Here is a 25,922-nt window from a genome sequence, read left to right on the forward strand (position 1 = left end):
GGCGCGCCGAGGAGGCGGTCAACCCTCGGCGTAGGGGTTTCCGAAGCGTTATCGGTTCGGGCGCCCGGCGCAGGTCGAGCCTTGCGGCAAACGGGCACGACGGCGAGACGGCCCCGGTTCGGGCCGCCATGGAAGGCGCGGACAATGCGCTCCGACAGTTTCGAAGACCGCGGCAGAGCGTGATGACTGATGAGCGTCGCGGCGAGGGGGCGAGGCCTACCGCTCGGCGGGCGCCGCTGTGCTGCTCCGTACGACGAGACGGGTTGCCAGGTCCATACGCAGCGTCGGGGGCTTCCTGCCCCGCGCCAGGTCGAGCGTCAGTCGTGCTGCCGCCTCGGCCATCTCGACCAGGGGCTGGCGGACGGTGGTCAGCGGCGGCCCGACCCAGCGGGCCAGGGGCAGATCGTCGAAGCCCACGACGCTGAGGTCGTCCGGAATCCGCAGGCCCAGTTCGCGGGCCGCCTCGTAGAGGCCCAGCGCCTGGAGGTCGTTTCCGGCGAACACGGCGGTCGGCCGGTCCGGCAGGCCGAGCAGTTCGAGACCGGCCGCGTGTCCGGACTCGTGGTGGAAGGTGCCCTCGCGGATCAGCGTCGGGTCGAAGGCGACCCCGGCCGTCTCCAGGGCCGCCCGGTAGCCGTCGATCCGGGCACGGCTGCACATCATCCCTGTCGGGCCGGCGATCACACCGATCCGGCGATGCCCCAGCTCCAGCAGGTGCCGCGTGGCGGCGAGCCCGCCCTGCCAGTTCGTGGCGCCGATCGCGGGCACGTCCTCGCCGGGGTCGCCGGCCGGGTCCATCACCACGAACGGGATGTCGCGGCTGGTGAGCTGCGCCCGCTGGGCGGCGTCGAGCCCGGACAGGACGAGGATCACGCCGGTGGGGCGGCGGGCGAGGACCCCGTCGACCCAGGACTGGCCGATGCTGAGCTGCCCGGCGTGCTCGGACAGGACCAGGCTGAGCCCCTCTTCGCGGGCGACGTTCTCGACCCCGCGGATCACCTCCATCGACCAGGAGCTGTCCAGCTCGTGGAAGACCAGTTCGAGGAGGGGGATGGCCGTGGTGTTGGCCCTGCGGCGCTGGTAGCCGTGACGGCGGAGCAGTTCCTCGACCCGCTCGCGGGTCGCCGGAGCCACATCGGCCCGGCCGTTGAGGACCTTCGAAACAGTCGGAGCGGAGACTCCCGCTTCGCGGGCGATCTCGGCGAGCGTCGCCGTGCCGGCCTCGGGGGCCTCCTTGGACGCCGGCGTCTGCTTCTTCTGCACCGCTGAGGAGTTCACGGTACGGATCGTAACTTCTTGGGGGTGAGGCAGGGCAAGGGGATCTGCGCGCCATGGTGCCTTGACGCACCGGCAAGATCCTTCTAGTTTTTCGCAACATGCGCCTACAGTGCCGAAATAGTTGAAGGCGAACCCCGAACACTGAACACCGAACCCCGAACACCGACCCCTGAACCTCGAACTCCGACCCCCTGAGAACGGACATGCGGATGCCCGCGACCGACACACCACTGCGGAACTGGGCGGGAAACGTCACCTTCGCCCCGGCGCGGATCCACCGTCCGACGTCGGAGGCCGAACTGCGCCGGACCGTCGCCTCCGCCGAGAAGGTACGGGTCCTCGGCAGCGGCCACTCGTTCAACCGCATCGCGGACACGGACGGCGACCTCGTGCTCATGGACGGGCTCGCGCGTCAGGTGCGGGTGTCCGAGGACCGCGCCACCGTGACCGTCTCGGCTGGCATGCGGTACGCGGAGGTCGCCTCGGCGCTCCAAGGCCAGGGGCTCGCTCTCGCCAACCTCGCCTCGCTGCCGCACATCTCGGTCGCGGGATCCTGCGCCACCGGCACGCACGGTTCAGGGGACTCGCTGCGTGGTCTGGCCACCGCAGTGACCGGGATCGAGCTGATCGGCCCCGACGGCACGCGGACGACGCTGGACCGCGCGTCCGACCCGGACCGCTTCCCCGGCGCCGTCGTGAACCTGGGCGCGCTGGGCGTCGTCGTCGCCATGACACTCGCCGTGGAGCCCGCCTTCGACGTCGCCCAATGGGTGTACGACGACGTGCCGCTGGGCCGGATCGCTGAGGACTTCGACGCCGTGTTCGGTGCCGCGTACAGCGTCAGCGCGTTCACCGACTGGCGCGCGGACACCGCCACGGTGTGGCTGAAGCGCCGCACCGACCGGCTGCCGAGCGGCACCCCGGGGGAGAAGTGGATGGGCGGCGGCCTTGCCGACGGCCCACGCCACCCGGTCCCCGGCATGCCACCGGTGTCCTGCACCGGACAACTGGGCGTCCCCGGACCGTGGCACGAGCGCCTGCCGCACTTCCGGCCGGACTTCACCCCCAGCAACGGCGAAGAGCTCCAGTCCGAACTGCTGTTGCCGCGCGAGGCCGTGGCCGACGCCATGACGGCCCTGCGCGCGCTCGGAGACCGGATCGCCCCGGTACTCCTCGTCTCGGAGATCCGCACGGTCGCCGCGGACGACCTGTGGCTCAGCCCGAGCCACGGCCGAGCATCCGTCGCCTTGCACTTCACGTGGGCGCCCCGCCCCGACGACGTACTCCCTGTCCTCGGTGCCGTCGAGGAGCGGCTGCTGCCGCTCGGGGCGCGCCCGCACTGGGGGAAGGTGACGACGGCAGCCCCCGGCAGCGTCGCCGCACTCTATGAACGTGCCCCTGACTTCCAGCGGCTACGACAAGAGCTGGACCCGGCAGGGAAGTTCAGCAACTCCTTCGTGACGGAACTCTTCGCCGGTCACTGAACGTGATCCCATGCGCGGAGCTCAGGGCTGGTCCGTTCGGCGGCGCCCGGGTCGCAGCGGTCCGGGGCCGAACCTAGCGTTCCCACAGGCACGGGGTATTTCTGTCTGGAGGGTCCACTGTGCGTTCCGTAGGTCTGGCTTCCGCAGCACTGCTCGGCGCTGCCGCGCTGATGTCCGTGACCGCACCGGCGTCCGTGGCGGACGACGCTGTCGACACCACCCCCCTCGTCGACGCCGGCGGCATCACCCCCCTCGACGCCGGTGGTACCGCGCCTCTCGGCGCCGGCGACACTGCGCCGCTTGACGCCGGTGGTAGCGCGCCCCTCGGCGCCGGCGACACTGCGCCGCTTGACGCCGGTGGTACCGCGCCCCTCGGCGCCGGCGACACCGCGCCCCTTGACGCCGGTGGTACCGCGCCCCTCGGCGCCGGCGACACCGCGCCCCTTGACTCCGGTGGTACCGCGCCCCTTGACGTCGGCGGCACCACCCCGCTTGACGTCGGCGGCGCCACCCCCCTCGACGGTGGCGACCCCACGCCCACTTACGAATCCGACAGTGGCGCCCGCTCCGACAGCGGTACCGACCTCGGTAGCGACGGCGGTGGTGGCGGAGACGCCGAGGGCGGCACCGACGGTCGTACGGATGGTGGTGGCACCAGCGGTCGCACAGACGGTGGTGGCGCCGGTGGTCGTACGGATGGTGGCGGCACCGACGGTCGTACGGATGCTGGTGGCACCGGCGGTCGTACAGACGGTGGTGCCCGGCCCGCCTCGCCCTCCGTGCCGGGGGGCGTAGAGGCCGGAGCCGGCGGCAGCCCCTCCAAGCTCGACGCCGTGCAGCTCGTGGCGGGCGCCGCGCTGGTGGCCGGCGCCCTGGGCGGCGCGGGCGTGAACGTCGCCAGGCGCCGCTCCCGCTCGCAGGACTGAGACGGGCCGCTCACGCTCGGACGCGCACCGCTGAGGACCTCCGCCCCGCCGGGGTCGCACGTTCGCGTGCCGTCCTCGCGGCCTCGCTCACCGAGCCGTGGTGGGCCGGTCCGTGCCCGGGCAGCAGCATGTCGCCCGCGAGTCTCTCGTACACGCTCAGGGAGTCCCGGGTGCGCTCGCGGTCCCCGTCGAACATGGTCGGCAGAAGCCCCGGCCCCCGTGTGCGCGAGGTGGGGTGGCCGGTGACCAGACCGTCGCCGGAGATGACGATGCCCGCGCCAGGGAGGTGGTAGGCACAGTGGCCCGCGGTGTGTCCGGGGGTGTGGACCGGGACGGGGCGGCCCGGCAGGTCGAGGGCACCTTCAGCGGGAAACGGTTGGGGCTCCTCGACACGGACGTCCGTGGTCCCGCCGGAGCGCAGGGCATGCACGGCCCAGGACAGGACGCCAGGACGCCAGCTGTTGCGCAGGACCCGGCCGACCGAGACCTGGTCCAGGAACTCGCGGCGGGCGTGCGGGACTTCCGCCTCGTGTGCGTACACCGGGACGTCGAAGGTGCGGCTGAGATACTCGGCGGACCCGAGGTGGTCGTTGTGCGCGTGGGTGAGCAGGATCGCCGTGACGGCCTCGGGGGAGTGGCCCGTGTCGGCCAGTGACTCCAGGACCTGCTGCCGGTCGCCGGGGTAGCCGCAGTCGATGAGCGTGACGGCGTCGCCCTCGCTCAGGATGACCCAGTTCGTGTTGCTGCCGTGGACCAGATGAACGCCGGGGGCGGCGTGAACGAGGGTGCCTTCGCGCATGACGGACCGCATCTCTTGAGGTATGCCACTGGGGCCGGGAAGCACGGGGGAGCCGGGGTACCGCGGTGACCGGCCTGCTGTAGCGGTCGCAGGCAGGGTAGTCGATCGCCTCTCCCGCCCGGATGCCATCGATGGGGGGCATCGGGCAGCCGATGCGTGCAGCATCCCTTGACAGTCATCCGATGAATTTATAGCTTCCGTGGCCAGACGCTCCTCAATTGAGCCAACTGTCCATCAAACGTTGGATGTTCGGTCCGTAGATCGATGGTCAATCCCGACCTGCCCGGCCTCAGGAGTCCCCGTGCGTACCGTCCCAGGTTTCCGCAAGAGCCGAAGATCCCCGTTCCCCGGTCTGCTCGCCGCGGCGGTGGCCGTCACGTTGGGCCTCGGCGCCGCCACCGCGCCCACCGCGTCGGCGGCCGCGGGTGGCGGCAAGACCGTCACCCTCCACGTGGCGCCCACCGGCGACGATCACGCCAACGGCTCGGCGGCCAGGCCGTTCCGAACAGTGGAGCGCGCCCAGGAAGCTGCTCGCAAGGAGGTGCGCAAGCACCGGCCGCGACCCGTCGACGTCGTGGTGCACGCGGGCACCTACCGCTTGGACCACACCCTGACGTTCGGCCCGAAAGACTCCGGCACGGACCGCGTCCCGGTCCGCTACCTCGCCGCACCCGGTGAACGCGTCGTCATCAGCGGCGGCCGATCCCTGCGGCCCGAGTGGAACTCGTACAACGACACCGTCAAGGTCGCCGACGTAGGCGCGGGTCTGGACTTCGACGGTCTCTTCCTGGACGGGGAACGCCAGGTCCTCGCCCGCTACCCCGACTACGACCCCAAGACCGCGATCCTGGGCGGCTACGCGGCGGACGCCATCTCGGCGCAGCGTGTCGCCCGCTGGAAGAACCCCACCACCGCGCTCGTACGCGGCCTGCACCAGGGGGAGTGGGGCGGTAACTCCTATCGGGTCACCGGGCTGAAGGCCGACGGCACCCCGCAACTCGACTGGGTGGGTGACAACAACCGCGGCAGCGGCCTGCACGCCACGTACCGCATGGTGGAGAACGTCTTCGAGGAACTCGACGCCCCCGGCGAGTGGTTCTACGACAAGGCGGCAGGCAAGCTCTACTTCTTTCCTCCGAAGGGCGCCGATCTCGCCTCGGCGCACGTCGAGACCGCCGAGCTCGACGAACTCATCAGGGTGCAGGGCGGCGGACCGGACGACGCCGTGCACGATCTGAGCTTCTCCGGCCTCACGTTCGCCCGCACCCACCGCACCCTGTTCGACCAGCCGTACGAGAAGCTCCAGCTCGGCGACTGGGCGATCGCGCGCGCCGCGGCGGTCCACCTCAAGAACACCGAGAACGTCGCCGTGCGCGACTCGCTCTTCGACCAGGTCGGCGGCAACGCCCTCTTCGTCGACGGCTACAACCGCGAAGACACCGTCACCGGGAACGAGTTCAGCCACTCGGGCGCCTCCGACGTTGCCGTGGTGGGTAACCGCGACGCGGTACGCGAGCCGTCCACCTGGGACAGCATGCGCAAGACCATCACGGACACCGCACCCGGCCCGAAGTCCGAGAACTATCCGCGCGACATCCGTATCAGCGACAACTACATGCACGACAACGGGCAGTTCGAGAAGCAGACCTCCGGCGTGCAGATCTCGATGAGCCGGCGCGTCACCGTCGACGGCAACACGATCCACGACGGACCACGCGCCTGCGTCGACATCAACGACGGCACCTGGGGCGGTCACGTCATCGAGAACAACGACATCTTCAACTGCGTCAAGGAGACCTCCGACCACGGGCCGATCAACGCCTGGGGCCGCGACAGGTTCTGGCCGCTGACCGCCGACGACGCGACGAAGAAGTCGTACGCGAAGCTCGACGCGATGGACACCACCGTCATCCGGCACAACCGGATCCGCCACTCCTCGCACTGGGACATCGACCTCGACGACGGCAGCTCGAACTACCTCATCGAGGACAACCTCCTCCTCAACGGCGGGGTGAAGCTCCGTGAGGGCTTCCACCGGACGGTGCGCAACAACATCTTCGTCAACGGCGGCGCTCACTTCCACGTCTGGTACGCGGACAGCGGCGACACGGTGGAGAAGAACATCTTCGTCACCGGCACCCCGTACAGCCTGATCCAGGCCGACATGGCGAAGAGCAGGCCGACCGTCGACAACAACCTGTTCTGGAACAACGGCAGGCCGGTCACCGGCGTGACCGACGCGTGGCGCGCCCTCGGCCTCGACACGCACTCGGTGACGGCCGACCCCGCGTTCACCGGAGCCTCGCCCTTCACCGACCCGAAGAAGCTCGACTACACGCTCCAGGCGGACTCCCCGGCCCGAGCCCTCGGCTTCCGTCCCTTCGCGATGGACGGCTTCGGGAGGGCCGGCAGCCCCACGCCGCCCCCGCTCGAATGGGTCGACGACACCCCCACCGACACGCTCGACGCGTTCCAGGAGCCGCTGCTGGGGGCATCGGCGACACGTATCTACTCCGACGCGGTCAAGTCGGCGACGGGTCTGACCGACTATGACGGTCTGTATGTGCCCACCGTCCCCACCACGTCGGAGGCATACCGGCAGGGCCTGCGCACGAACGACGTCATCCGGGAGATCGACGGCAAGAAGGTCACCGGCCGCGACAGCTTCTGGAGCGTCTACAACCGCTCGGCCCCGGGCGCCGACGTCCCGCTGACGATCTGGCGCAGCCAGGCCTCCAGTCAACTCACCGTCCATAAGCCCGAGTCGGGCGAACAGATCAACAACACGTCCGGGGTCGTGTACGCCGGCTCGGGCTGGGACTGGAAGAACGCCTCGCGCGGCGGCGCGGGCGGCTGGGCCGACGACGTGCACGCCACACAGAACAAGGGCGACTCCTTCGAGCTCACCTTCAACGGCACGGCGATCGACGTCATCACCCAGATCAACAGCGACGAGGGGCAGGTCGACCTGTACGTGGACGGGCAGCCGGCGGGCACGATCGACAACTCGAGCCCCACTCGGCAGCATCAGCAGACCGTGTTCACCAAGTCGGGCCTGACGCCGGGCGAACACACCATCAAGGGCGTGATGAAGACGGGCGCCTATCTGATCGTGGACAGCTTCAAGGTCCGCTAGCCGCCGTCGGGGGTTCGGTCTGCCCTCCGGGCGGGAGCCGCGTCCTCGTCGAGCAGGGGGAACAGCCGCGCGACGGCCGCGACCGCCACGGTGTCCGCCGGGCGCGTCGCGGCCGCGTCGTGACGCGCCTGGAACTCTGTCATCAGCTGGCGTATGGACGCGGCCAGCTGGGCCGTCTCTTCGGGGCTGAGGCGCAGCACGGCGCTGAACGACTCGTCGTGACGCCACGCCGCCGGTGCCTGTTCCAGGTGAGCGAGTCGGTGCCGGTAGCTCTCGTCCTCCAGGCCGTGGGTCGGCGCCGTGAACTCCACTGCGCCGGCCTGGTCCGTCAGGTGGCCGGGCTCCCAGCGCAACTGCCACGGACGGGCCCGTCCGTCCATGGGCGGCGCCTCCTCGATGAGGCCGTAGCGCGCGAGCTGGCGCAGATGGAACGAGCAGAGCCCGGAGCTGTGGCCGAGGCGGGCGGCGGCCTCGGTGGACGTGACCGTGCCGACCTCGGCGAGCAGGTCGAGGAGTGCGATCCGGACCGGATGGTCGGGCAGGGTCCGGCGCGCTCCGTGCGACGGGATCCACGGGCCGGAGCCGACGTCAGGGCCGGGGCCGGTGGGAGCTGTGGGTCGTTCCTTCTCGCTCATTTTGCAAAGAGTGCTACTTTGCAAAGCAGTTGGTCAAGTCGGTCAAGTCTGCCGAGCCGGGCCGGGGGATGCGCCCCCGGTCCTCCTCCGGCCTGCTCAGGAGGCGTCAACACCCATGTCTTTTCGGCTGAGTGACGAAACATCACAAGACCTCAGGGTGCGGGTGCAGGGTGTTCCGGTGGACTCCTACCCGGCCCTTCCCCCGGAGGTCGCGCGCGGAACGGTGCGCCGCGTCACCGTCGTGGGGGAGGAGATCCTGCACCGCCGCTGCCGCGAGGTGACACAGTTCGGAACCCCCCAACTGGCGCGCCTGATCGACGACATGTTCGCCACGAACGCTGTCGCGGACGGCGCGGCCATCGCCGCCAACCAGGTCGATGTGGACCTCCAGCTGTTCGTTTGGGACATCACTGACGACTGGGGCGTGCGTCATGTCGGACACATCGCCAACCCCGTCCTCGACGAACTGCCCGCAGCGCAGCGCGTCCTGGCCGAGGAGTCGGAGGGCTGCCTGTCGGTCCCCGGCCCCTACAAGCTCGTGCCCCGACCGGACCACGCAGTCGTCAGGGGCCGCGACAAGGACGGCAATCCGCTGGTGATCGAGGGTCGGGGCTACTTCGCGCGCTGCCTGCAGCACGAGACGGATCACCTCTACGGCCGCACGTACCTGGACCGGCTCGCCCGACGCGAACGCAAGGCGGCGCTGAGCGAGATGGAGGACACGAAGGACAGCGTGTTCGCCCGCCGAGCGGCCCGCGCCGCCGAACTGGGCAAGTGACACACCGGCCGGTCTGCGGACGGCGGCGCCTAGGATCGCGGCCATGGCAATGTTCGTGCACCTGACGCCCCAGGCCAACGCGGCGCGCATCAGGCGGGCAGGTATTCGGGCCGTCGGCAAGCACCACGACGGCGGGCGTGGGGTGTTCTGCTTCCCCGTGCTCGCCTCGTACACGCTCACGCACCAGTGGCTGCGGGAGCTGGCACGGCACGGCGGGCCGCGCGGGCTTGTCGCCGTCCAGGTGCGGCTGCCCGACGACGAGCCGGTCACGGTGGGCCGGTACAACCGCGACCCGCTGGCGACGACGGCAAGTGACGCGGTGCGCCGCGTGGCCGCGATGGACGACCCGCGCGGGTGGGAGGTGTTCGTCCCCCGGGCTGTTGCCAAACGCGAGGTGCAGCGCATTCGCGCCGTCCGGCAGGTGACCGGCTGGCGCTACTTCCCCAACGCGCACGGCGTCGTGCCGTGCACGTGCGCGGGCTGCCGGGTGCGAGGCGAATACGGGTCCCGGCGGCTGCGTGAACGCAGGCCGCACCCGCACGACGGCCCGCCGCCCCCGGCGCCGGTCCTGCTGCGACGCGTGGAGACGGCCGGAGATCCGGGCGACGCCAAGGCGCTGTGCGAGGCGCTGCACTGGTTCGGCCTGCGTCGGCGGGGCCCGGTGGAACGCCTCTCGCGGCTCGCCGACCACCCGGAGCCGGCGGTGCGCGAGGCTCTCGCCGACGCGGTCGCCGGCTGGTCGACGCCCGGGGTCGACGCGCTCCTCGACCGCCTCGTGGCCGACCCGGATTCCGACGTACGGGAGCTGGCGGCGGCCGTCGTCGAACGGCGGGAGGAGAGACGCGCGCATCGATGAGTGGTGGTGGGAACACCAGAGCTCGGGTCCGCCACAGGCCGGTACTTCGACCGCTTCACGGACGCGCGGCACCGCGAACCGGACGTCGATGTCCCGGGGCGGCGGCGGGTCCGTAGGACACCGGCCGCCCCGGGACATCGCCCCCCGTCTACTGGGTGGTGACGTGGACGTAGTCCACGACGAGCTGCTGGGGGAAGCTCGTGCTGCCGTCGGGGTCGCCCGGCCAGTAGCCGCCGACTGCGAGGTTGAGGATCAGGAAGAACGGCTTGTTGAACGCCCACTGGTTGCCGCCGACATCGGCGGGTGTGCGGGTCTGGTAGACGTTGCCGTCGACCGACCACTTGACGGAGTTCGGGGCCCAGTCCACGGCGAACGTGTGGAATCCGTCGGCGAAGGCCTGCCCGCCGGGCAGCGTGTACGCCGCGCCGATGCCGCCCGATCCCGAGTATCCGGGGCCGTGCAACGTGCCGTGGACCGTGCTGGGTTCGAAGCCGACGTTCTCCATGACGTCGATCTCGCCGCTGGCCGGCCAGCCGACGCTGCCGATGTCGGAGCCGAGCATCCAGAACGCGGGCCACATGCCCTGCCCGCGCGGCACCTTCATGCGGGCCTCGACGTGACCGTAGGCCTGGGTGAACTTGCCCGAGGTGTTGAGCCGGGCCGAGGTGTACTCGCAACGCCCGTACCAGCACTGGTAGTTGCCCGGGTTCTCCTTGCGGGCCGTGATGACCAGGTTGCCCTGGCCGTCCAGCGCGGCGTTGCTGTTGCCCGCGGTGTAGAACTGCCGTTCATGGTTGTTGACGTTGTCGCCGGTCTCGATCTGCCACTTTCCGCCGTCGACGGCCGAGCCCGCGGCGCCGTTGAAATCGTCGGTGAACGTGGCCGCGGCGGCCTTCGCCGGAGTGCCGATGGGCGCCGGGGCGGCGGATGCGCCGGTGGGCGTCGCCGCCAGGCTTGCGGCGCAACAGGCCAGGGAGGCGGCGTACAGGGAGGCGCGGCGGCGCCAGGATGAGCGCACGGTCATCACATCGCTTCACGTGGGGGGTCGTGTGGGGGGTCGCGTGCATGACAAAGAAGCGAACGAAGTATCCGGAAGTGAACGCCGACGGCGGCCACTTGGGGCACTTCCTTCACTTCTTGATTTAAAGGAGTGCCCATCGTGGCGTCAAGGCATTGGCGTGTACCAAGTGCAAGCCGCGACCCCGCAGGAGCCGTGACCTGTGGGGTCGCGCGGACCGCCGTGCCCGAACCGGGCGCACGTGCGGGAGGTGCTCGACGAGGAACCCGCCACGCCCCTTACATCGGCTTCGGTGCCACAGCCTCCAAGGCGTCCACGGAGCCGGACATGACGGTGCGCACGTGCTCGGTGAGGTGCTCGGCGGGCCAGTCCCACCACGCGAGGGCGAGCAGGCGCTCGACGTCGTCGTCGCAGTAGCGGCGGCGGATGAGTTTCGCCGGATTGCCGCCCACGATCCCGTAGTCGGGCACGTCGTCGACGACGACGGAACCCGAGGCGATGATCGCCCCGTGCCCGATGCGCACGCCGGGCATCACCGTGGTGCGGTAGCCGAACCACACATCGTTCCCGACGACCGTGTCCCCCCGGCCGGGCAGCCCGCTGATGAGATCGAAATGGTCCGCCCACGAACCTCCCATGATCGGGAAGGGGAACGTCGACGGGCCGTCCATGCGGTGGTTGGCGCCGTTCATGATGAACCGCACGCCCTCGCCCAGCGCGCAGAACTTGCCGATGACCAGCTTCTCCGGCCCGTAGTGGTACAGCACGTTGCGCGTCTCGAACGCGGTCGGGTCGTCCGGATCGTCGTAGTACGAGAACTCACCGACCTCGATCAGCGGCGAGGTGACAAGCGGCTTGAGCAGCACGACCCGCGACTGTCCCGGCATCGGGTGAAGCACGGTCGGATCGGCGGGCACGAGCGACATGACAGATCAACTTCCTTACGCTGCAGGGGATGATGACGGATGGTCATGATCTCAGAGGCGTGGGCGTTGCGTATGTGCGTGGGCCGGGGTCTCGGACGTACCGTCGTGCACGTCAGGGCCATACCGTCAGGGCCATACACGCGTCTCACCGAAACGGCAGGAACGCTCCATGAGTACCACGCACTACGACGTCGTCGTCCTGGGCGCCGGGCCCGGTGGCTACACCGCGGCCGTGCGCGCCACCCAGCTGGGACTTCGCGTGGCGGTCGTCGAGGAGAAGTATTGGGGTGGTGTCTGCCTGAACGTGGGCTGCATCCCGTCCAAGGCGCTTCTGCGCAACGCCGAGCTCGCGCACATCTTCACGCAGCAGGCCTCGACCTTCGGCATCCACGTCGACGGGGAGGTCAGCTTCGACTACGGCGAGGCCTACCGGCGCAGCCGCAAGGTCGCCGACGGCCGGGTCGCCGGCGTGCACTACCTGATGAAGAAGAACGACATCACCGAGTACGACGGGCGCGGCACGTTCACCGACGACCACACGCTCCGGATCGACCTCAGCGCCGGCGGCACCGAGACCCTCACCTTCGGGAACTGCATCATCGCGACCGGCGCCACCACCCGCCTCCTGCCGGGCACGGCACTGAGCGACCGCGTGGTCACCTACGAGGAGCAGATCCTCTCCGAGACTCTCCCCGATTCCATCGTCATCGCGGGCGCCGGAGCGATCGGCGTCGAGTTCGCGTACGTCCTGCACAACTACGGCGTCAAGGTGACCGTCGTCGAGTTCCTGGACCGGATGGTGCCGACCGAGGACGCCGACGTGTCCAAGGAACTCTCCCGCCAGTACCGGAAGTTGGGCATCGAGGTGCACACCGGGACGCGGGTGGAGTCCATCGACGACAGCGACCCGGCGGCCAAGGTGCGCGTCACCGTCTCCAAGGACGGGCAGCAGCGTGTGATCGAGGCCGACAAGGTCCTCCAGGCGATCGGCTTCGCGCCGCGGACCACCGGATACGGGCTCGAGAACACCGGCGTACGGCTCACCGAGCGCGGCGCGATCGACGTGGACGGGCGCGGCCGCACCAACGTGCCCCACCTCTTCGCGATCGGCGACGTCACCGCGAAGCTGATGCTGGCGCACGCGGCGGAGGCCATGGCCGTGATCGCCGCCGAGACGATCGGCGGCGCGGAGACCATGGAAGTCGACTTCACCATGATCCCGCGCGCCACGTACTGCCAGCCGCAGATCGCCAGCTTCGGCTGGACCGAGGCGCAGGCCCGCGAGCTCGGCTTCGACGTGAAGGTGGCGAAGTTCCCGTTCTCCGCGAACGGGAAGGCCCACGGCCTCGGTGAGCCGACGGGCTTCGTCAAGGTCATCAGCGACAACCGGTACGGCGAACTCCTCGGCGCGCACCTCATCGGCCCCGAAGTCACCGAACTCCTCCCGGAGTTGACGCTGGCCCAGCAGTGGGACCTGACCGTCCACGAGGTGGCCCGCAACGTGCACGCCCACCCGACGCTCGGCGAGGCCGTGAAGGAGGCGGTCCACGGGCTGGCCGGACACATGATCAACATGTGACGGTCGTCCGGGCGGCGCCTCCTCCGGTAGCCACGCTCCCTCCGGTAGCCACGTTTCCTCCGGCGGTCACGTCTCCTCGGTCAGGTACCGATCGGTTCCCGACGTCACGCGGTCGCGAGCGAGACCTCGGTCGACTTGATCAGGGCCACGACGGAGGTACCGGGGGCCAGGGCCAGGTCGGTGACGGCGTCCTTGGTGATGGCGGACGTCAGTTCGCCGCCCGGGACGCTGACCTTGACGGAGGCCATGGCGCCGCCCGTGGCGATGTCGTCGACCGTTCCGGGAAGCTGGTTGCGGATGGACAGGCCCGCGACCGTGCCGGTGGCGAGGGAGACCTCCGTGGACTTGACCAGGGCGCGGACCGCGGATCCCTCGGCGAGGCCCAGGTCCTTGACGGCGTCCAGGGTGATCGCCGCGGTGATGTCCTGGCCGCCGTCGAGGCGGACCTTGACCGTCGCCATGGCTTCACCCGTGGTGATGCCCGTAACGCTGCCGGGAAGCTGATTGCGGATGCTCAGGCTCATACGGAACGCCTGACGGAAATGGTATGGAATGTCAGGCTTTGGGCCTGCGTGGGCATCACGGTAGTCGGAGGGAGTGCGGGTGTGTGTGAGGCCCGTCGCATCTGCGAGGTGAGGGGGCGTGAGCGCCTGGCAGATCGGAGGCGCCCGTTTCATTTCGGGATCCCCGGGGCCCGGAGCCTCGGTCAGGCCGGGTACGCGTGCGTCTGCGTCGCCTTGACCGCGGCCCAGACAGGGGCCCCCGGGTGCAGGTTCAGTTCGGCGGCGGCGACCGTGGTGAGGTCGGCGGCGAGCTCGAGTTCACCCGTCAGGTCCGCGCGGATCTGGTCCCCGTGCGTCTCGAGCCCGGCGACCTGGCAGCGCCACAGATTCCGGGCGCTGGCGCCCGTGGGCCGGTCCCGGTACAGGGTCACGGCGATGGGCGGGAACGCCACGAAGGCGGGTCCCGACAGCTCCTCGCTGGTCGCGATCTCCGGCCCGGAGTCGACCCGCACCACGCGCCCGTCGGCCTGCCCCTTGTAGAGGTTGAGGCCGACCAGTTGGGCGATGTAGTCCGTACGCGGATGACGGGCGATGTCGGCGGGGGCGCCCTCCTGGACGACGCGGCCGTGCTCTATGACGACGAGCCGGTCGGCGAGCACCATCGCGTCGAGCGGGTCATGCGTGACCAGTACGGCGACCGCTTCGAAGTCGGCCAGGTGGCGGCGGAGTTGGGCGCGCACGTCGAGGCGGGTGCGGGCGTCGAGCGCGGCGAGGGGCTCGTCGAGGAGCAGCAGCCGGGGGTGGGTGGCCAGGGCGCGGGCCACGGCGACACGCTGGGCCTGGCCGCCGGACAGCCGTCGCGGCTTGGCGCCGTGGTGGTCGGCGAGGCCCATGCGGTCCAGCCACTTCGCGGCCTGCTCGCGCGCCTCGGCCTTGGGCACACCGTGGCAGCGCGGTCCGAAGGCGACGTTGTCCAGGGCGCTCAGGTGGGGGAAGAGCAGGTAGTCCTGGAAGACCACGCCGACCGGCCGCGACTCGGGCGCCGTACGGTCCAACGCGGCGCCGTCGAGGTGCAGATGGCCGCCCGTGAGCGGCGTGAGTCCGGCCAGGGCGCGCAGGGCGGTGGTCTTGCCGGCGCCGTTGGGCCCGAGGAGCGCGACGACGTCTCCGGGGGCGACGTTCAGTGCGACGCCGAGGCGGAAGGTGCCCCGGTCGACGACGAGGTGGGCGTCCAGCCCTTCGGCGCGGGTTCCGTCGGCGGGGGCGCCACCGGTGACCTGGTCGATGTGCGTCATGAGGCCGTCATCCGGTGGTCGGACGGTCCGGCGAGGACCGTGAGGGGGCGGGCGGGGCCGGTCATGACGCCGTCATCCAGCGGTCCCGCAGCCCTGCGAGGACCGCGATCGACACGGCGAGCAGCACCAGGCTGAGGGCGATCGCGGCGTCCGGGTCGTTCTGCAGCGCCAGGTACACGGCCAGCGGCATGGTCTGCGTACGGCCGGGGAAGTTGCCCGCGAACGTGATGGTCGCGCCGAACTCGCCCAGCGCGCGGGCCCAGGCAAGAACGGCACCCGCGGCGATGCCCGGCATGATCAGAGGCAGCGTCACCCTGCGGAACGCCGTGAACCGGGAGGCGCCCAGCGTCGCGGCGGCCTCCTCGAACCGCGGATCGGCGGCGCGCAGCGTGCCCTCCACACTGATGACGAGGAACGGCATCGCCACGAACGACTCCGCGACCACGACCCCCGCCGTGGTGAACGGCAGCGTGATCCCGAACCACGAGTCCAGCAGCTGCCCGACGACACCGTTGCGGCCGAGGGCCAGCAGCAGAGCCACACCGCCCACCACCGGCGGCAGTACGAGCGGCAGCGTCACCAGGGCCCGGACGAAACCGCGCCCGGGGAACTCCGTGCGGGCGAGCAGCCAGGCCAGCGGCACCCCGAGGACCAGGCTCACCGCCGTGGCCGCCGTCGCGCAGATCAGCGACAGCTGGAGGGCCTGCCAGACCTCCGTACTGGACAGCTGTTCCGGCAGGCTGCGCCAAGGGGCCCGTACGAGCAGGGCGATCAGGGGCAGCAGCAGGAACGCGAGGCCGACGAGGGCGGGCAGCAGAAGCGGCAGCGGTACGCCGCGCCATTGAGTGCCGGCCCGCAGACGCCGACGCCGCGGCCCGGCCCCACGGGTGTCGCCACCCGTGAGGACCTCGGCCGCGGCGCTGGACTTGTCGAGCTCGGTCACGGCTTGAGGAACCCTGCCGCCGTCAGGACCTTCTGGCCCTCGGGGGACTGCACGAGCGCGATGAACTCCTTCGCCGCCTCGGCGTTCGGCGCGTCCTTCAGGAGAGCGATCGGGTAGTCGTTGATGGCCTTGGCGGACTCGGGGAACTCCACGCCCTCCACCTTGTTGCCCGCGGCCTTCACGTCGGTCTTGTAGACGACGGCGGCGTCGGCCTCCTTCAACTCCACCTTCGTCAGGGCGCTCTTGACGTCCTGCTCGTACGAGGCCGGGGTGAGCTTCAGCTTGCTGGCGTCCAGCGCCTTCTGCGCGGCGGCGCCACAGGGCACCGTCTTGTCGCAGAGCACGACCTTGAGGTCGGACTGGGTGAGGTCCTTGAGGGAGGCGACCTTGTCGGGGTTGCCCGGCAGGGTCGCGATCTCCAGCTGGTTGCGCACGAACGTGGACGGGGCACCGGACGCGTCCTTCTTGTCCGTCACGATCGCCATCGTCTTGGGGCTGGCGGCGGCGAACACGTCGGCCGGCGCGCCACCGGTGATGCTGGCGGCGAGGGTGTCACTGCCGCCGAAACTGAACGTCACCTTCGTGCCTGGGTGGGCCTTCTCGAAGTCCTTGCCCAGGGTCGTGAAGCTCTCCTTGAGCGAGGCGGCCGCGAAGACGGTCACCGTGCCCGTGAGCTTCTTGGAGGAGTCCTTGGACGCCGAGGCGGAGGAGTCCTTCTTGGACGACGAGTCCGAGCCGGAGGAACAGGCGCTCAGCGCCAGCAGCGCGGCGACGCCTATGCCGGTCACCTGCAGGGTCCGGCGGGTCCGGCGCGTGTAACGGGTCATCACGGGGTTACTCCCTAGGGCTCTCTTGAGGAGAATCGGGCTGATTCTCCGCGAAGCGTCCGGCGGACACTTCAAGGACTCTCGACGACCACGTTGGTCGATTTGATCACGGCAACGGCAGGCACGCCGGGTTCCAGCTCCATCTCCTCGGCCGACTCCCGGCTGACCATGGCCACCACCCGGAAGGGTCCGGCCTGGATCTCCACCTGTGCCGACACATCCCCGAGGATCACCTCGGTGACGATGCCGGACAGCCGGTTGCGCGCCGAGGATCCGTTGTTCGTCCGCTCGGCGCGGTGCAACTCGCGAGTGAAGGACGCCAGGTCAGGCCCGGGGATGATCCGGCGGCCCACCTCGTCACGCTCGGCATGCAACTTCCCGCCGTCGACCCAGCGCCGAAGGGTGTCGGCGCTGACGCCCATCAAGGCGGCCGCCTCACCGATCCGGTAGGTGCGCATGCACGGATCATACTGCCGCAGATGCGAGGGAGAAGTCTCTTGTCGCATCGCATGAGCTGGATCATGCGCGAATAGGGCACGCATGTGCGTTTGTATGAGAGTGCTGAGGCTGTAGCCCGGGTACGGTCCATCGGGAGGTGGTAGTCCGTGCGTCAATCTCTTACGGCCGCCGGTCCGGTGGCAGAGCTCGCGCTGACCGGCGACGTCGCGCGCCCGGCCCGACTGACGGTGCCCGATCTGCTCGACTGGCCGCAGCACACGACCCGGGTCAGTTTCGAGTGCGCCACCAGCGGCATCCAGGAGCACAGCTTCGCGGGCCCGCTGCTGCACGACGTCCTGCACGACGCGGGACCCGGCTTCGACCCCGCACGGCGCAAGGACCGGCTGCGGTTCCTGATCGCGGTGACCGGAGCCGACGGCCATCACGCCCTGCTGTCCTGGGCGGAGATCGACCCGGACTTCGGGCAGGCCCCCGTCCTGCTCGCCGTCACCATCGACGACACGCCCCTCGACCGGGCCGGACCCCAGCTCGTCCTGCCCCAGGACCGCTGCGGTGCGCGGCACATCAGCGGCATCAACGCGATCCGTGTGGACGGCCGCTACACGTCGTGGGCGTGACACGGCGAGAGCGCCACCGGCACCACGGACCTCCCGAGGGCGCGCACTCCTGCGCCACGTCGACGGGCGAGTCCCGAGCCCGATGAGACGGCCGCCGCCCGCAGGCGTTCAGGCGCGGTCGATGTGCACGTTCGTCGACTTCACGCGGGCGGTGGCCTCCGCACCGACCTCAAGTCCCAGCTCCTCCACGGCCTCACGGGTGAGCAGCGACACCAGCCGGTGGGGGCCCGCCTGGATCTCCACCTGGGCCGCGACATCACCCAGCTTCACGGCGGTGACGATGCCCGGGAAGGCGTTGCGCGCGGAGGTGTAGGAGATGTCGTCCTCGACGTCGGTCCTTGCGATCTCGACGGAGAGGGCGGCCAGGTCCCGGCCGTCGATGAGGCGCCGCCCGCCCGCGTCACGATGGGTGGCGACTCTGCCCGCATCGGCCCATCGGCGCGCGGTGTCCGGGCTCACGCCGAGGAGCCGGGCGGCCTGGCCGATCGTGTAGGACTGCATACGCGCCAAGATAGACGAATCCTCAGGTGAGCCCGTTCTCGGCGAGTCGCATCGTGAACCACAGTGCGGGGTCCTCCGGCAGCACGTATCGCTCCACTTCCACGAACCCGTGCTTCTCCGCGAACCGCACCCCGGCCACGTTGGACGCGAGGACGACCGTCTCGATGACTGCGGCGTCCAGTGTGCGCGCGTGCTCCAGGCCGTGCCGGTAGAGCACTTCCCCGAAGCCCTGCCGGCGGTGGTCGGGGAGCACGCGGGCGATCACCGTGGCCGTGGCGGTGTCGTCCGTCGGCGGGCGCACCGTCGTGCAGCCCACGAGGGTGTCGCCGAGATAGGCGACTGCCAGATGGTTGCGCCCCACCCGCTCACGCACGTCGTCGAGGGACAGCGGGTCGGCCGGGATGATCAGGTTGTGGACGTGACGCCAGTCCTCGATCAGGGCGTCGCCCTGCACCTTCTCCATACGCAGATCAGTCATCGCAGCAGGAAACCGTGGGCGTCGTCGCACGTCAACTGCATTAGTCCTGGAGGGAATGCGGCGATGCGTCAGCGCGTCGATGCGTCAGCGGTCGGTCCAGCGGTCGGTCCATCGGTCGGGTCGTCGGCCTCGGAGCCCGGTTCGCCGGTGAGGGACTGCTCGGCCCAGATGATTTTCCCATCGAGGGTGTAGCGCGCTCCCCAGCGCTGGGAGAACTGGGAGACGAGGAACAGGCCGCGCCCGCCCTCGTCGGTGGTCCGGGGATGGCGCAGATGCGGGGCGCTGGCGCCCGCGTCGGACACCTCGCAGATCAGCGCCCGCTCGACGATCAGACGCAGCCGGATCGGCCCGGACGCGTACCGGATCGCGTTGGTGACGAGTTCGCTGACGACGAGTTCCGTGGTGAACGCGAGTTCGTCCAGGCCCCATTCGGCCAGCTGCCGGGTGACCTTCTTGCGCGCCTCGGCGACGACCGCCGGATCGCTCTCCAGGTCCCACGAGGCGACCTGCCCGGTGCCCAGGCGGTGGGTGCGGGCCAGCAGCAGGGCCACATCGTCGTTCGGGCGTGCCGGAACCAGTGCGTCGACGACGGCCACGCAGCGGCCGTCCAGGGACGGGGTGCGCAACTCCAGCACGTTGCGCAGGCGTTCCCTGCCCGCGTCGAGGTCGGGCTCGCGGCCGGGTTCCCGTCGGTCCACGGCGAGCAGCCCGTCGGTGTGCAGCGCGAGCTCGGTGCCCTCCGCGAGGCAGAACTCGGCCGCCTCGAAGGGCAGGCCGCCCGTGCCGAGCGCCGGCCCGATCGGAATGTCGGGGAAGGAGACCGTGCCGTCCGGAGTGACGAGCGCGGGCGGGGGATGCGCGGAGCTGGCCATGGCGCACTGGCCGCTGACCGGGTCGTACACCACGTACAGACAGCTGGAGCCCACGGCTTGGACCGCGCTGGGAGCGTCCTCCTCGCGCGCGCCTCTGATGACGAGGTCGTCGAGGTGGGCGAGCACCTCCTCCGGCGGGAGGTCCAGATCGGCGAGCGTCTGGACCGCGGTGCGCAGCCGTCCCATGGCGGCGGCGCCGTCGATGCCGTGGCCGGGGACGTCGCCCACGACGAGGGCGACCCGGGCGCCGGACAGCGGGATGACGTCGAACCAGTCCCCGCCGAGGCCCGTCAGCTCGTCCGCGGGCCGGTAGCAGGCGGTGACGTCCACCGCGTCCTGGTCGGGCAGGTGGCTGGGCAGCAGACTCCGCTGGAGCACCAGCGCGGCGTCGCGTTCGCGGGTGTAGCGGCGGGCGTTGTCCACGCAGATCGCGGCGCGGGCGACGAACTCCTCCGCGAGCTCCAGATCGTTCTCGTCGAACGGGTCAGGGCGGTCCCGCCGGAAGAAGCTGGTGATGCCCATCGTGATGCCGCGCGAGCGGATCGGCACGATCATCATCGAGTGCAGCCCGAGCTCCACGAGGGAGGCCGCCGAGCGGTCGAGGCCGGTGGCGGTCCAGTCCATGGCCCGGGGATCCACCTGCTCCTCGTACCAGGACTCGCCGCTGGTCAGGACGCGGACGGGAGGTGATTCCGCTTGGTAGCGGGCCGTCTGCCCGATGCGGATGACGGTCTCGGGGACGCCCTCCCGCACCGACTGGTGGCCCGCGCGCCGCAGCGTGACCACCTCCGAGTCGCTCGGCGTCGGCTCGGCCCCTTCGAGCACCGAATCCAGCAGATCCACGGCGACGAAGTCCGCGAGGCCGGGCACCGCCACGTCGGCCAGTTCCTGCGCGGTCTGCATGACGTCCAGACTCCGGCCGATGTGCTCGCCGGCCCGGTTCAGGAGGGCGAGCCGCTGCCGGGCCAGATAGCGCTCGGTGATGTCCATGGCCGTGTAGTACACGCCCAGGGGGTGCCCGCTGTCGTCGTGGAGCCGCGTGAACGACATGGCGTGGCAGCACTGACGGTGCGGGGCCGACTGCACGCGGCCCACCTGCTCGTATCCGACGACCGTTTCGCCCGTCTCCAGTACCTGGCGCATCATCGCTTCGAGCCGCTCGGAGTCGAGCCCGGGCTGGATGTCCGCCAGCCTGCGTCCGACACGTTCCTGCGCCGGGCCGCCGCCGAACTGCGCCAGCGCGGCGTTCGACCACACGTACCGCAGGTCCGTGTCCACGATGGCGATCCCCAGGGGAGAGCGCGTGGCCATCTGCTCGAGGACGGAGCGGCTCATGGCCCATCCCTGTGCCCCCGCCAGGTCCGTCAGGAGCATGATCCAGCGCTCGGACCCCTGACTGTGCTGCGCCGCGTCGATGCGCACCATCAGGGCGACCGGGTGTCCGTCGCGGTGCCTCGCCGTCAGGATCCCGGACCAGCCCCCGTCCCTCTTGCACTGCTCGCCGATCGCGGGAATCCGGGCCGCGTCCGCGGGCAGCAGCAGTTCGGCCAGCTTCCGGCCCACGACCTCTGCGGCCGCGTACCCCAGCAGCTGCCCGCCTCCGCCGGACCAGCCGGACACCATCCCGTGTGCGTCGAGCAGCACCGGCGCGGCGTCCGCCACGTCGAAGCGCTGCTCGGTGGCATCGCTGTGCTCGCTCGTCCCCACGGCGCCCCGCTCCGTCCTGAGAGTGGCTTCCCCCTCTCGTCCATTCTTCACCTGGTGCGAGGATGACGGCGGCTCTTCGCCTTCCGCGCGAGCCCACGCCGGGAAAATCCGGGGCGCCCGCCCGAGTTCCTTGCGAGGATGGCCGCCCGTCGTGCCCGCTTCGAAGGGAATCCACGTGCCCCGCGCAGTGTCGCTGATCCGCTCGTCCTCGCTGTCCGACGTCGCCGAGTACGCCTACGCGGCCACGGCGCCCGCCGAAGCGCGGCTGATCTTCCTCGCGGGGGCCTGTCCCCTGAACGAGGACGGTTCGACGGCGGCCGTCGGCGATTACGCCGGACAGGCGGCCAAGGCGGTGGAGAACATGCGGACGGCGCTCGCCGAGTCCGGTGCCACGCTGGGCGACGTCATCAGTACCCGGGTCCTCGTCGCGTCCACGCGCCAGGAGGACCTGGTGACCGCGTGGGAGGTGGTGCGCGACGCGTTCGGCGACCACGACGTACCCAGCACGTTGATGGGGGTCACGGTGCTCGGGTACCACGACCAGCTCGTGGAGATCGAGGGCGTCGCGGTGGTACTGGACTCCTGACGGGGGCGGGCCGGTCGCGGGTGGCCGCACGGGCCGGTTCCGCTGGTGGCGGCCACGCCACTAGAGTGCGTCCATGCCCGGTGAAATGCTGCCAGACCGCCGCGAACTGCGTGCGTCGCACGAGGAGCGCGACCAGGTCGTGGAGCGGCTGACCGTCGCCGCCGGTGACGGCAGGCTGACCGCGGACGAGCTGGACGAACGGCTCGGGGTCGCCCTGACGGCCCGTACCCACGGTGAGCTGGCGGCCCTGCTCGCCGACCTGCCGGACGCCGGTCCCGCGTGGGCCGCGGGCGTGGCGGCCGCCACCCCGAAGGACATGTCGCGGATCGTCGTCGACAGCGCGAGCGCGAGGCGGGACGGCGGCTGGGTGGTCCCGAGGCGTCTGGCGATCGAGTCGAGGAGCGGTTCCGTCGTTCTCGACTTCACCCAGGCCGTCATCGCGGCGCCCACCCTGGAGATCGAGGTCGCGGTGCGCAGCGGTTCGGTGACGCTGCTCGTGCCGCCGGACGTCGTCGCCGACGTCGACGACGTGGCCGTACGCGGCGGCAGCGTGCGCCATCAGGCGCGGCCCGAGCCCGCGACACCGGTCAGGCTGCGCATCCAGATGACGGGTGAGGTGCGCAGCGGCAGCCTGACCATACGGCCGCCCAGGCCGCCCCGCCGCGGCTTCTGGGCGTGGCTGCTGCGGCGCCCGCGCCCCGTGGCGGCGCTCCCTCGCTGACCGCGGACCCGCGTGGGACGTACGGCGTGTGAGACGTGCGGCTCTGGGACGTGCGGCTCTGGGACGTGCGGCGCCACGGGCGCCTCCGGTTCGGCTTGATCATGGTCCGGTCCCGCGGGCTAGGGTCTGCCCGAGCGTTCGCTGCGCGCGAGGAGGACCGGTCATGGAAGCCGCCGATGTGAACACCCCTGCCGAGGACGGCCCACCGGGACGGGCGGGCTACCGGCGGTCGGCCGGGTCGCCGCGCGGCGAGGCCCGGCGGCGGGAACTCCTCGGCCTGGTCACCGGCGACCTCGAGGTCAACGGACTCGTGGACTTCTCGCTCCGGCGAGCGGCGCGAGCGGCCGGCACCACGCACAAGGTGCTCCTGTACCACTTCGACGGGGCCGACGACCTGCTCACGCAGGCGATCGTCCAGCTGCGTGAGCGGCGCATCGCGAAGGCGCTGGCCGCCGCCACCGAGGGCCACGACCGCAGGACGCTCGCGGACTGGGTGCGCGCGGTCTGGCCGATCCTCGTGGGGGAGGAGGCGCGCGTGCTCGACCAGGCCATCGGGCTGGCGATGTACGACCCCGACCGCCACGCGGCGCTGGGCCGTGAGGCGTCGCAGCAGTATCTGCCCACACTGCTGTCCGTGTGCCCCGACCAGTGGTCCGACCGCCGCAAACTCGAGGTCGCCGAGATGGTCCTCGCCACGCTCCGGGGCTTTCTGGTGGACGCGCGCACCAGCGGTGACGCCGAGGGTGTCGCCGCCGGGTTCGAGGCGCTGGCCCGCGCGCTGGAGCGGGAGGAGGCCGCGGGGGAGTAACCGCGGCGCCCCGGCGGCGACCCGACCTGGCCGGACCCCGTGCCCGGAGCCTGTGGTCAGACCTCATGGCCGGCCCCCCGTGGCCGGAACCCCATGACCGGCCCCGTGGCGGAGCCCGTGGACAGTTTGCGAACCACGTGGTTCACTTTTTTGTGAGGGTGCTTCTCATCCACTCGGATCCACGTGGGTCCACTCGGAGGCCGGTCATGCGGATGTCCATGGAGCGGGAGAAAGTCCGTTTCCCCAGCGGCGGCACCGACTGTGCTGCGTGGCACTACCCGGGGACCAACGGCGCGTGTGTGGTCATGGCGGCGGGCGGCGGGGTGACCAAGGAGCCGGGCACCGACCCCTTCGCCGCGCGCTTCCACGCCGCCGGGTTCAGCGTCCTGGCCTTCGACTACCGGCGCCTCGGCGAAAGCGGGGGCACGCCGCGCCAGATCCTGAACATCAAGGAGCAACTCGCCGACTGGCGGGCCGCGATCGCGTGCGCCGCGGCCCTGCCGGAGGTCGCCCCCACCCGGGTCGCGGCCTGGGGGTTCTCGGCATCGGGTGGTCACCTCTTCGAAGTCGCGGCGCGCGCACCGCAGTTGGCGGCGGCGATCGCGCAGACGCCGCTGGCCGACGGCCCCGCGGCGTCGCGCAAGGCGATGGCGTATCAGACGCCGTGGGGCATGCTGCGGCTCACCGTCAGGGGCCTGATCGACGCTGCCGGTGGTCTGTTCGGCCGTAAGCCCTTGCTGATGGCGCTCGCCGGTCCGCCCGGGACGGTGGGGATGCTCACCACGCCCGACGGCAACGACGGGGACCGGGCGCTCAACCCCGGCAACCGTTACCCGGAGTGGCAGCAGGAGGTCGCCGCCCGCTCGGCGCTGAGCCTCAGCCTCTACCGGCCGGGCCGCCAGGCGTCCAAGGCGCGGTGTCCGCTGCTGGTCGTCGTGTGCGACCAGGACCGGTCCGCCCTGCCGGGGCCGGCCGTCGACGCGGCACGACGAGCACCGCAGGCCGAGGTGGTTCACCTGCCAGGGGGCCACTACGCGCCCTTCATGGAGGCGCACGAACCAGCCGTCGAGGCCGAACTCGCTTTTCTGCGGCGCCACTTGCTCGACGAAGCGCCCGCCGGCCACGCTGCCGCCGCGACCGCCGATCTCGTGACTGCTGATCTCGCGATTACTGATCCTGTAACTGCTGATCTCGCGGCTGCCGACCCTGCGACCGCTGATCCCGCGACTCGGAGCCGGTCATGAAGGAGGAGATCGAGCTGTCCGCAGGGACCATCGAGTACGAGGAAACGGGCACCGCGGGTCCCACCGTCGTCTTCCTGCACGGCTTGATGATGGACACCTCGCTCTGGGACGGGCCGATCGCGGAACTGGCCCGCGAACACCGGTGCGTGGCGCCGACTCTGCCCCTGGGCGCGCATCGCCGCGCGGTGCGCGACGACGCCGACCTGTCGCTGCCCGGGGTCGCCCGGCTCGTGGTCGAGTTCCTCGACCGTCTCGACCTGCGCGACGTCACTCTCGTCGGCAACGACACCGGCGGAGCGCTCGTCCAACTGGTCATCTCCGAAGGTGCCGCCGACCGTGTGGGCCGCGTGGTGCTCGTCTCGTGCGAGGCATTCGACAACCTGCCACCCGGGCTGACCGGCAGGACACTCGCTCTCGCGGGGAAGCTGTCGCCGCGGATGTTCGGGCTGTTCATGCAGCAGATGCGGCTCGGCGCCGTGCGGCGGCTGCCTGTCGCGTTCGGGTGGCTGACCAAGCGGGGTGGCGCTACGACAGGCCGGTGGATGAGGCCGGTCATCGCGCGGCCGGAGATCCGCCGCGATGCCGTACGGATGCTGCGCGCGGTCTTCGCCGACCGGCGCGTCCTGCTCAGGGCGGCGGAGGGCCTGCCGGGATTCGACCGCCCCGCCCTCGTCGTCTGGGCGCGCGAGGACCGCGTGATGCCGCCCGCCCATGGCCGGCGCCTCGCCGAACTGTTCCCGCACGGACAGCTGGTCGAGATCGGGGACAGCTACACCCTCATCCCCCTGGACCGCCCGGCCGAACTGGCTTCAGCAGTAAGGGAGTTCACGCGCGTTCCCGATCCGGATCCTCACTAGGTGTATTGCCCTGAAGCGTTGTTTGCGCGGCTGATGGGGGGCTTGCCTGCGAGTGCGGTGTGGCATCGGTGGTGGTTGTAGGTGTGGAG

25 protein-coding genes are annotated in these 25,922 nt (G+C 70.8%); 12 read left to right on the forward strand and 13 right to left on the reverse strand.

Going from position 1 to position 25,922, the window contains the following annotated elements; all coding sequences use genetic code 11:
- Nucleotides 1-216 precede the first annotated feature (216 nt).
- Nucleotides 217-1,278: a LacI family DNA-binding transcriptional regulator gene (locus tag AC07EJ_RS21830; RefSeq protein WP_389482289.1), complete on the reverse strand. Its 1,062-nt coding sequence runs from the start codon at nt 1,276-1,278 to the stop codon at nt 217-219.
- Between the two features lie 209 nt (nt 1,279-1,487).
- On the opposite strand from AC07EJ_RS21830, the gene AC07EJ_RS21835 reads away from it, so the two are divergent.
- Together AC07EJ_RS21835 and AC07EJ_RS21840 are read left to right on the forward strand one after the other, a co-directional pair.
- Nucleotides 1,488-2,762 (forward strand): FAD-binding protein, encoded by a 1,275-nt coding sequence (locus AC07EJ_RS21835; RefSeq protein WP_478884748.1) that lies wholly within the window; start codon nt 1,488-1,490, stop codon nt 2,760-2,762.
- A gap of 119 nt (nt 2,763-2,881) precedes the next feature.
- Nucleotides 2,882-3,688 (forward strand): hypothetical protein, encoded by an 807-nt coding sequence (locus AC07EJ_RS21840; RefSeq protein ID WP_478884749.1) that lies wholly within the window; start codon nt 2,882-2,884, stop codon nt 3,686-3,688.
- Between the two features lie 10 nt (nt 3,689-3,698).
- Here AC07EJ_RS21840 and AC07EJ_RS21845 read toward each other — a convergent pair whose 3' ends face one another.
- Nucleotides 3,699-4,487, reverse strand: a complete 789-nt coding sequence (locus AC07EJ_RS21845) for an MBL fold metallo-hydrolase (RefSeq protein ID WP_478884750.1) — start codon at nt 4,485-4,487, stop codon at nt 3,699-3,701.
- Between the two features lie 301 nt (nt 4,488-4,788).
- On the opposite strand from AC07EJ_RS21845, the gene AC07EJ_RS21850 reads away from it, so the two are divergent.
- On the forward strand, nt 4,789-7,623 hold the full coding sequence (locus AC07EJ_RS21850; RefSeq protein ID WP_478884751.1) for a right-handed parallel beta-helix repeat-containing protein: 2,835 nt from the start codon (nt 4,789-4,791) through the stop codon (nt 7,621-7,623).
- On the opposite strand, the gene AC07EJ_RS21855 is transcribed toward AC07EJ_RS21850, so the two are convergent.
- Nucleotides 7,620-8,258, reverse strand: coding sequence for a helix-turn-helix domain-containing protein (locus AC07EJ_RS21855; RefSeq protein WP_478884752.1), 639 nt, complete (start codon nt 8,256-8,258; stop codon nt 7,620-7,622). The genes AC07EJ_RS21850 and AC07EJ_RS21855 overlap by 4 nt on opposite strands.
- 115 nt (nt 8,259-8,373) lie before the next feature.
- Between AC07EJ_RS21855 and def the strand changes: the two genes are divergently transcribed.
- Nucleotides 8,374-9,036, forward strand: coding sequence for a peptide deformylase (def, locus tag AC07EJ_RS21860; RefSeq protein ID WP_478884753.1), 663 nt, complete (start codon nt 8,374-8,376; stop codon nt 9,034-9,036).
- 43 nt (nt 9,037-9,079) lie between these two features.
- Complete coding sequence (locus AC07EJ_RS21865; protein ID WP_478884754.1) at nt 9,080-9,892, forward strand: HEAT repeat domain-containing protein; 813 nt, start codon at nt 9,080-9,082, stop codon at nt 9,890-9,892.
- A 148-nt stretch (nt 9,893-10,040) separates the two neighbouring features.
- On the opposite strand, the gene AC07EJ_RS21870 is transcribed toward AC07EJ_RS21865, so the two are convergent.
- Both AC07EJ_RS21870 and AC07EJ_RS21875 read right to left on the reverse strand, forming a co-directional pair.
- Nucleotides 10,041-10,916: a glycoside hydrolase family 16 protein gene (locus AC07EJ_RS21870; RefSeq protein WP_478884755.1), complete on the reverse strand. Its 876-nt coding sequence runs from the start codon at nt 10,914-10,916 to the stop codon at nt 10,041-10,043.
- Between the two features lie 272 nt (nt 10,917-11,188).
- Nucleotides 11,189-11,836 (reverse strand): CatB-related O-acetyltransferase, encoded by a 648-nt coding sequence (locus tag AC07EJ_RS21875; protein ID WP_478884756.1) that lies wholly within the window; start codon nt 11,834-11,836, stop codon nt 11,189-11,191.
- A 169-nt stretch (nt 11,837-12,005) separates the two neighbouring features.
- On the opposite strand from AC07EJ_RS21875, the gene lpdA reads away from it, so the two are divergent.
- Nucleotides 12,006-13,415, forward strand: a complete 1,410-nt coding sequence (lpdA, locus tag AC07EJ_RS21880; RefSeq protein WP_393581848.1) for a dihydrolipoyl dehydrogenase — start codon at nt 12,006-12,008, stop codon at nt 13,413-13,415.
- A gap of 104 nt (nt 13,416-13,519) precedes the next feature.
- Here lpdA and AC07EJ_RS21885 read toward each other — a convergent pair whose 3' ends face one another.
- From AC07EJ_RS21885 to AC07EJ_RS21905, 5 genes are all read right to left on the reverse strand, one after another.
- A complete protein-coding gene (locus AC07EJ_RS21885; RefSeq protein WP_389491212.1) occupies nt 13,520-13,939 on the reverse strand; it encodes a TOBE domain-containing protein in 420 nt (139 codons plus the stop codon).
- A gap of 182 nt (nt 13,940-14,121) precedes the next feature.
- Entirely contained in the window at nt 14,122-15,213 is a 1,092-nt protein-coding gene (locus AC07EJ_RS21890) for an ABC transporter ATP-binding protein (RefSeq protein WP_389491216.1), read from the reverse strand.
- A 61-nt stretch (nt 15,214-15,274) separates the two neighbouring features.
- A complete protein-coding gene (gene modB, locus AC07EJ_RS21895) occupies nt 15,275-16,156 on the reverse strand; it encodes a molybdate ABC transporter permease subunit (protein WP_389491218.1) in 882 nt (293 codons plus the stop codon).
- Nucleotides 16,153-16,983: a molybdate ABC transporter substrate-binding protein gene (gene modA, locus AC07EJ_RS21900; RefSeq protein WP_478884757.1), complete on the reverse strand. Its 831-nt coding sequence runs from the start codon at nt 16,981-16,983 to the stop codon at nt 16,153-16,155. Before modA ends, modB begins: the two co-directional genes overlap by 4 nt.
- Before the next feature lie 71 nt (nt 16,984-17,054).
- Nucleotides 17,055-17,441, reverse strand: a complete 387-nt coding sequence (locus AC07EJ_RS21905; protein WP_478884758.1) for a TOBE domain-containing protein — start codon at nt 17,439-17,441, stop codon at nt 17,055-17,057.
- A 147-nt stretch (nt 17,442-17,588) separates the two neighbouring features.
- Between AC07EJ_RS21905 and AC07EJ_RS21910 the strand changes: the two genes are divergently transcribed.
- Nucleotides 17,589-18,059 carry a molybdopterin-dependent oxidoreductase gene (locus AC07EJ_RS21910; protein WP_393581854.1) on the forward strand — a complete coding sequence of 157 codons (471 nt, stop codon included), beginning with the start codon at nt 17,589-17,591 and terminating at the stop codon, nt 18,057-18,059.
- Between the two features lie 108 nt (nt 18,060-18,167).
- Here the strand turns inward: AC07EJ_RS21910 and AC07EJ_RS21915 are convergent, their stop codons facing one another.
- The 3 genes from AC07EJ_RS21915 to AC07EJ_RS21925 form a co-directional block, all read right to left on the reverse strand.
- Nucleotides 18,168-18,560 carry a TOBE domain-containing protein gene (locus AC07EJ_RS21915; protein ID WP_389491227.1) on the reverse strand — a complete coding sequence of 131 codons (393 nt, stop codon included), beginning with the start codon at nt 18,558-18,560 and terminating at the stop codon, nt 18,168-18,170.
- 22 nt (nt 18,561-18,582) lie between these two features.
- Nucleotides 18,583-19,038, reverse strand: a complete 456-nt coding sequence (locus AC07EJ_RS21920) for a GNAT family N-acetyltransferase (RefSeq protein ID WP_389491229.1) — start codon at nt 19,036-19,038, stop codon at nt 18,583-18,585.
- 68 nt (nt 19,039-19,106) lie between these two features.
- Nucleotides 19,107-21,617: a SpoIIE family protein phosphatase gene (locus AC07EJ_RS21925; protein WP_478884759.1), complete on the reverse strand. Its 2,511-nt coding sequence runs from the start codon at nt 21,615-21,617 to the stop codon at nt 19,107-19,109.
- Between the two features lie 175 nt (nt 21,618-21,792).
- Between AC07EJ_RS21925 and AC07EJ_RS21930 the strand changes: the two genes are divergently transcribed.
- The 5 genes from AC07EJ_RS21930 (at nt 21,793) to AC07EJ_RS21950 (ending at nt 25,833) form a co-directional block, all read left to right on the forward strand.
- Nucleotides 21,793-22,203, forward strand: coding sequence for a RidA family protein (locus AC07EJ_RS21930; protein ID WP_393581857.1), 411 nt, complete (start codon nt 21,793-21,795; stop codon nt 22,201-22,203).
- Nucleotides 22,204-22,276: 73 nt separating this feature from the next.
- Nucleotides 22,277-22,924 carry a DUF1707 SHOCT-like domain-containing protein gene (locus AC07EJ_RS21935; RefSeq protein WP_478884760.1) on the forward strand — a complete coding sequence of 216 codons (648 nt, stop codon included), beginning with the start codon at nt 22,277-22,279 and terminating at the stop codon, nt 22,922-22,924.
- A 163-nt stretch (nt 22,925-23,087) separates the two neighbouring features.
- Nucleotides 23,088-23,732, forward strand: a complete 645-nt coding sequence (locus AC07EJ_RS21940; protein ID WP_389491238.1) for a TetR/AcrR family transcriptional regulator — start codon at nt 23,088-23,090, stop codon at nt 23,730-23,732.
- A gap of 206 nt (nt 23,733-23,938) precedes the next feature.
- Nucleotides 23,939-24,976 carry an alpha/beta hydrolase gene (locus AC07EJ_RS21945; RefSeq protein ID WP_478884761.1) on the forward strand — a complete coding sequence of 346 codons (1,038 nt, stop codon included), beginning with the start codon at nt 23,939-23,941 and terminating at the stop codon, nt 24,974-24,976.
- On the forward strand, nt 24,973-25,833 hold the full coding sequence (locus tag AC07EJ_RS21950) for an alpha/beta fold hydrolase (RefSeq protein ID WP_389491243.1): 861 nt from the start codon (nt 24,973-24,975) through the stop codon (nt 25,831-25,833). The genes AC07EJ_RS21945 and AC07EJ_RS21950 overlap by 4 nt, the downstream gene beginning before the upstream one ends.
- Nucleotides 25,834-25,922 lie beyond the last annotated feature (89 nt).

Source organism: Streptomyces sp. NPDC045026 (assembly GCF_056432625.1).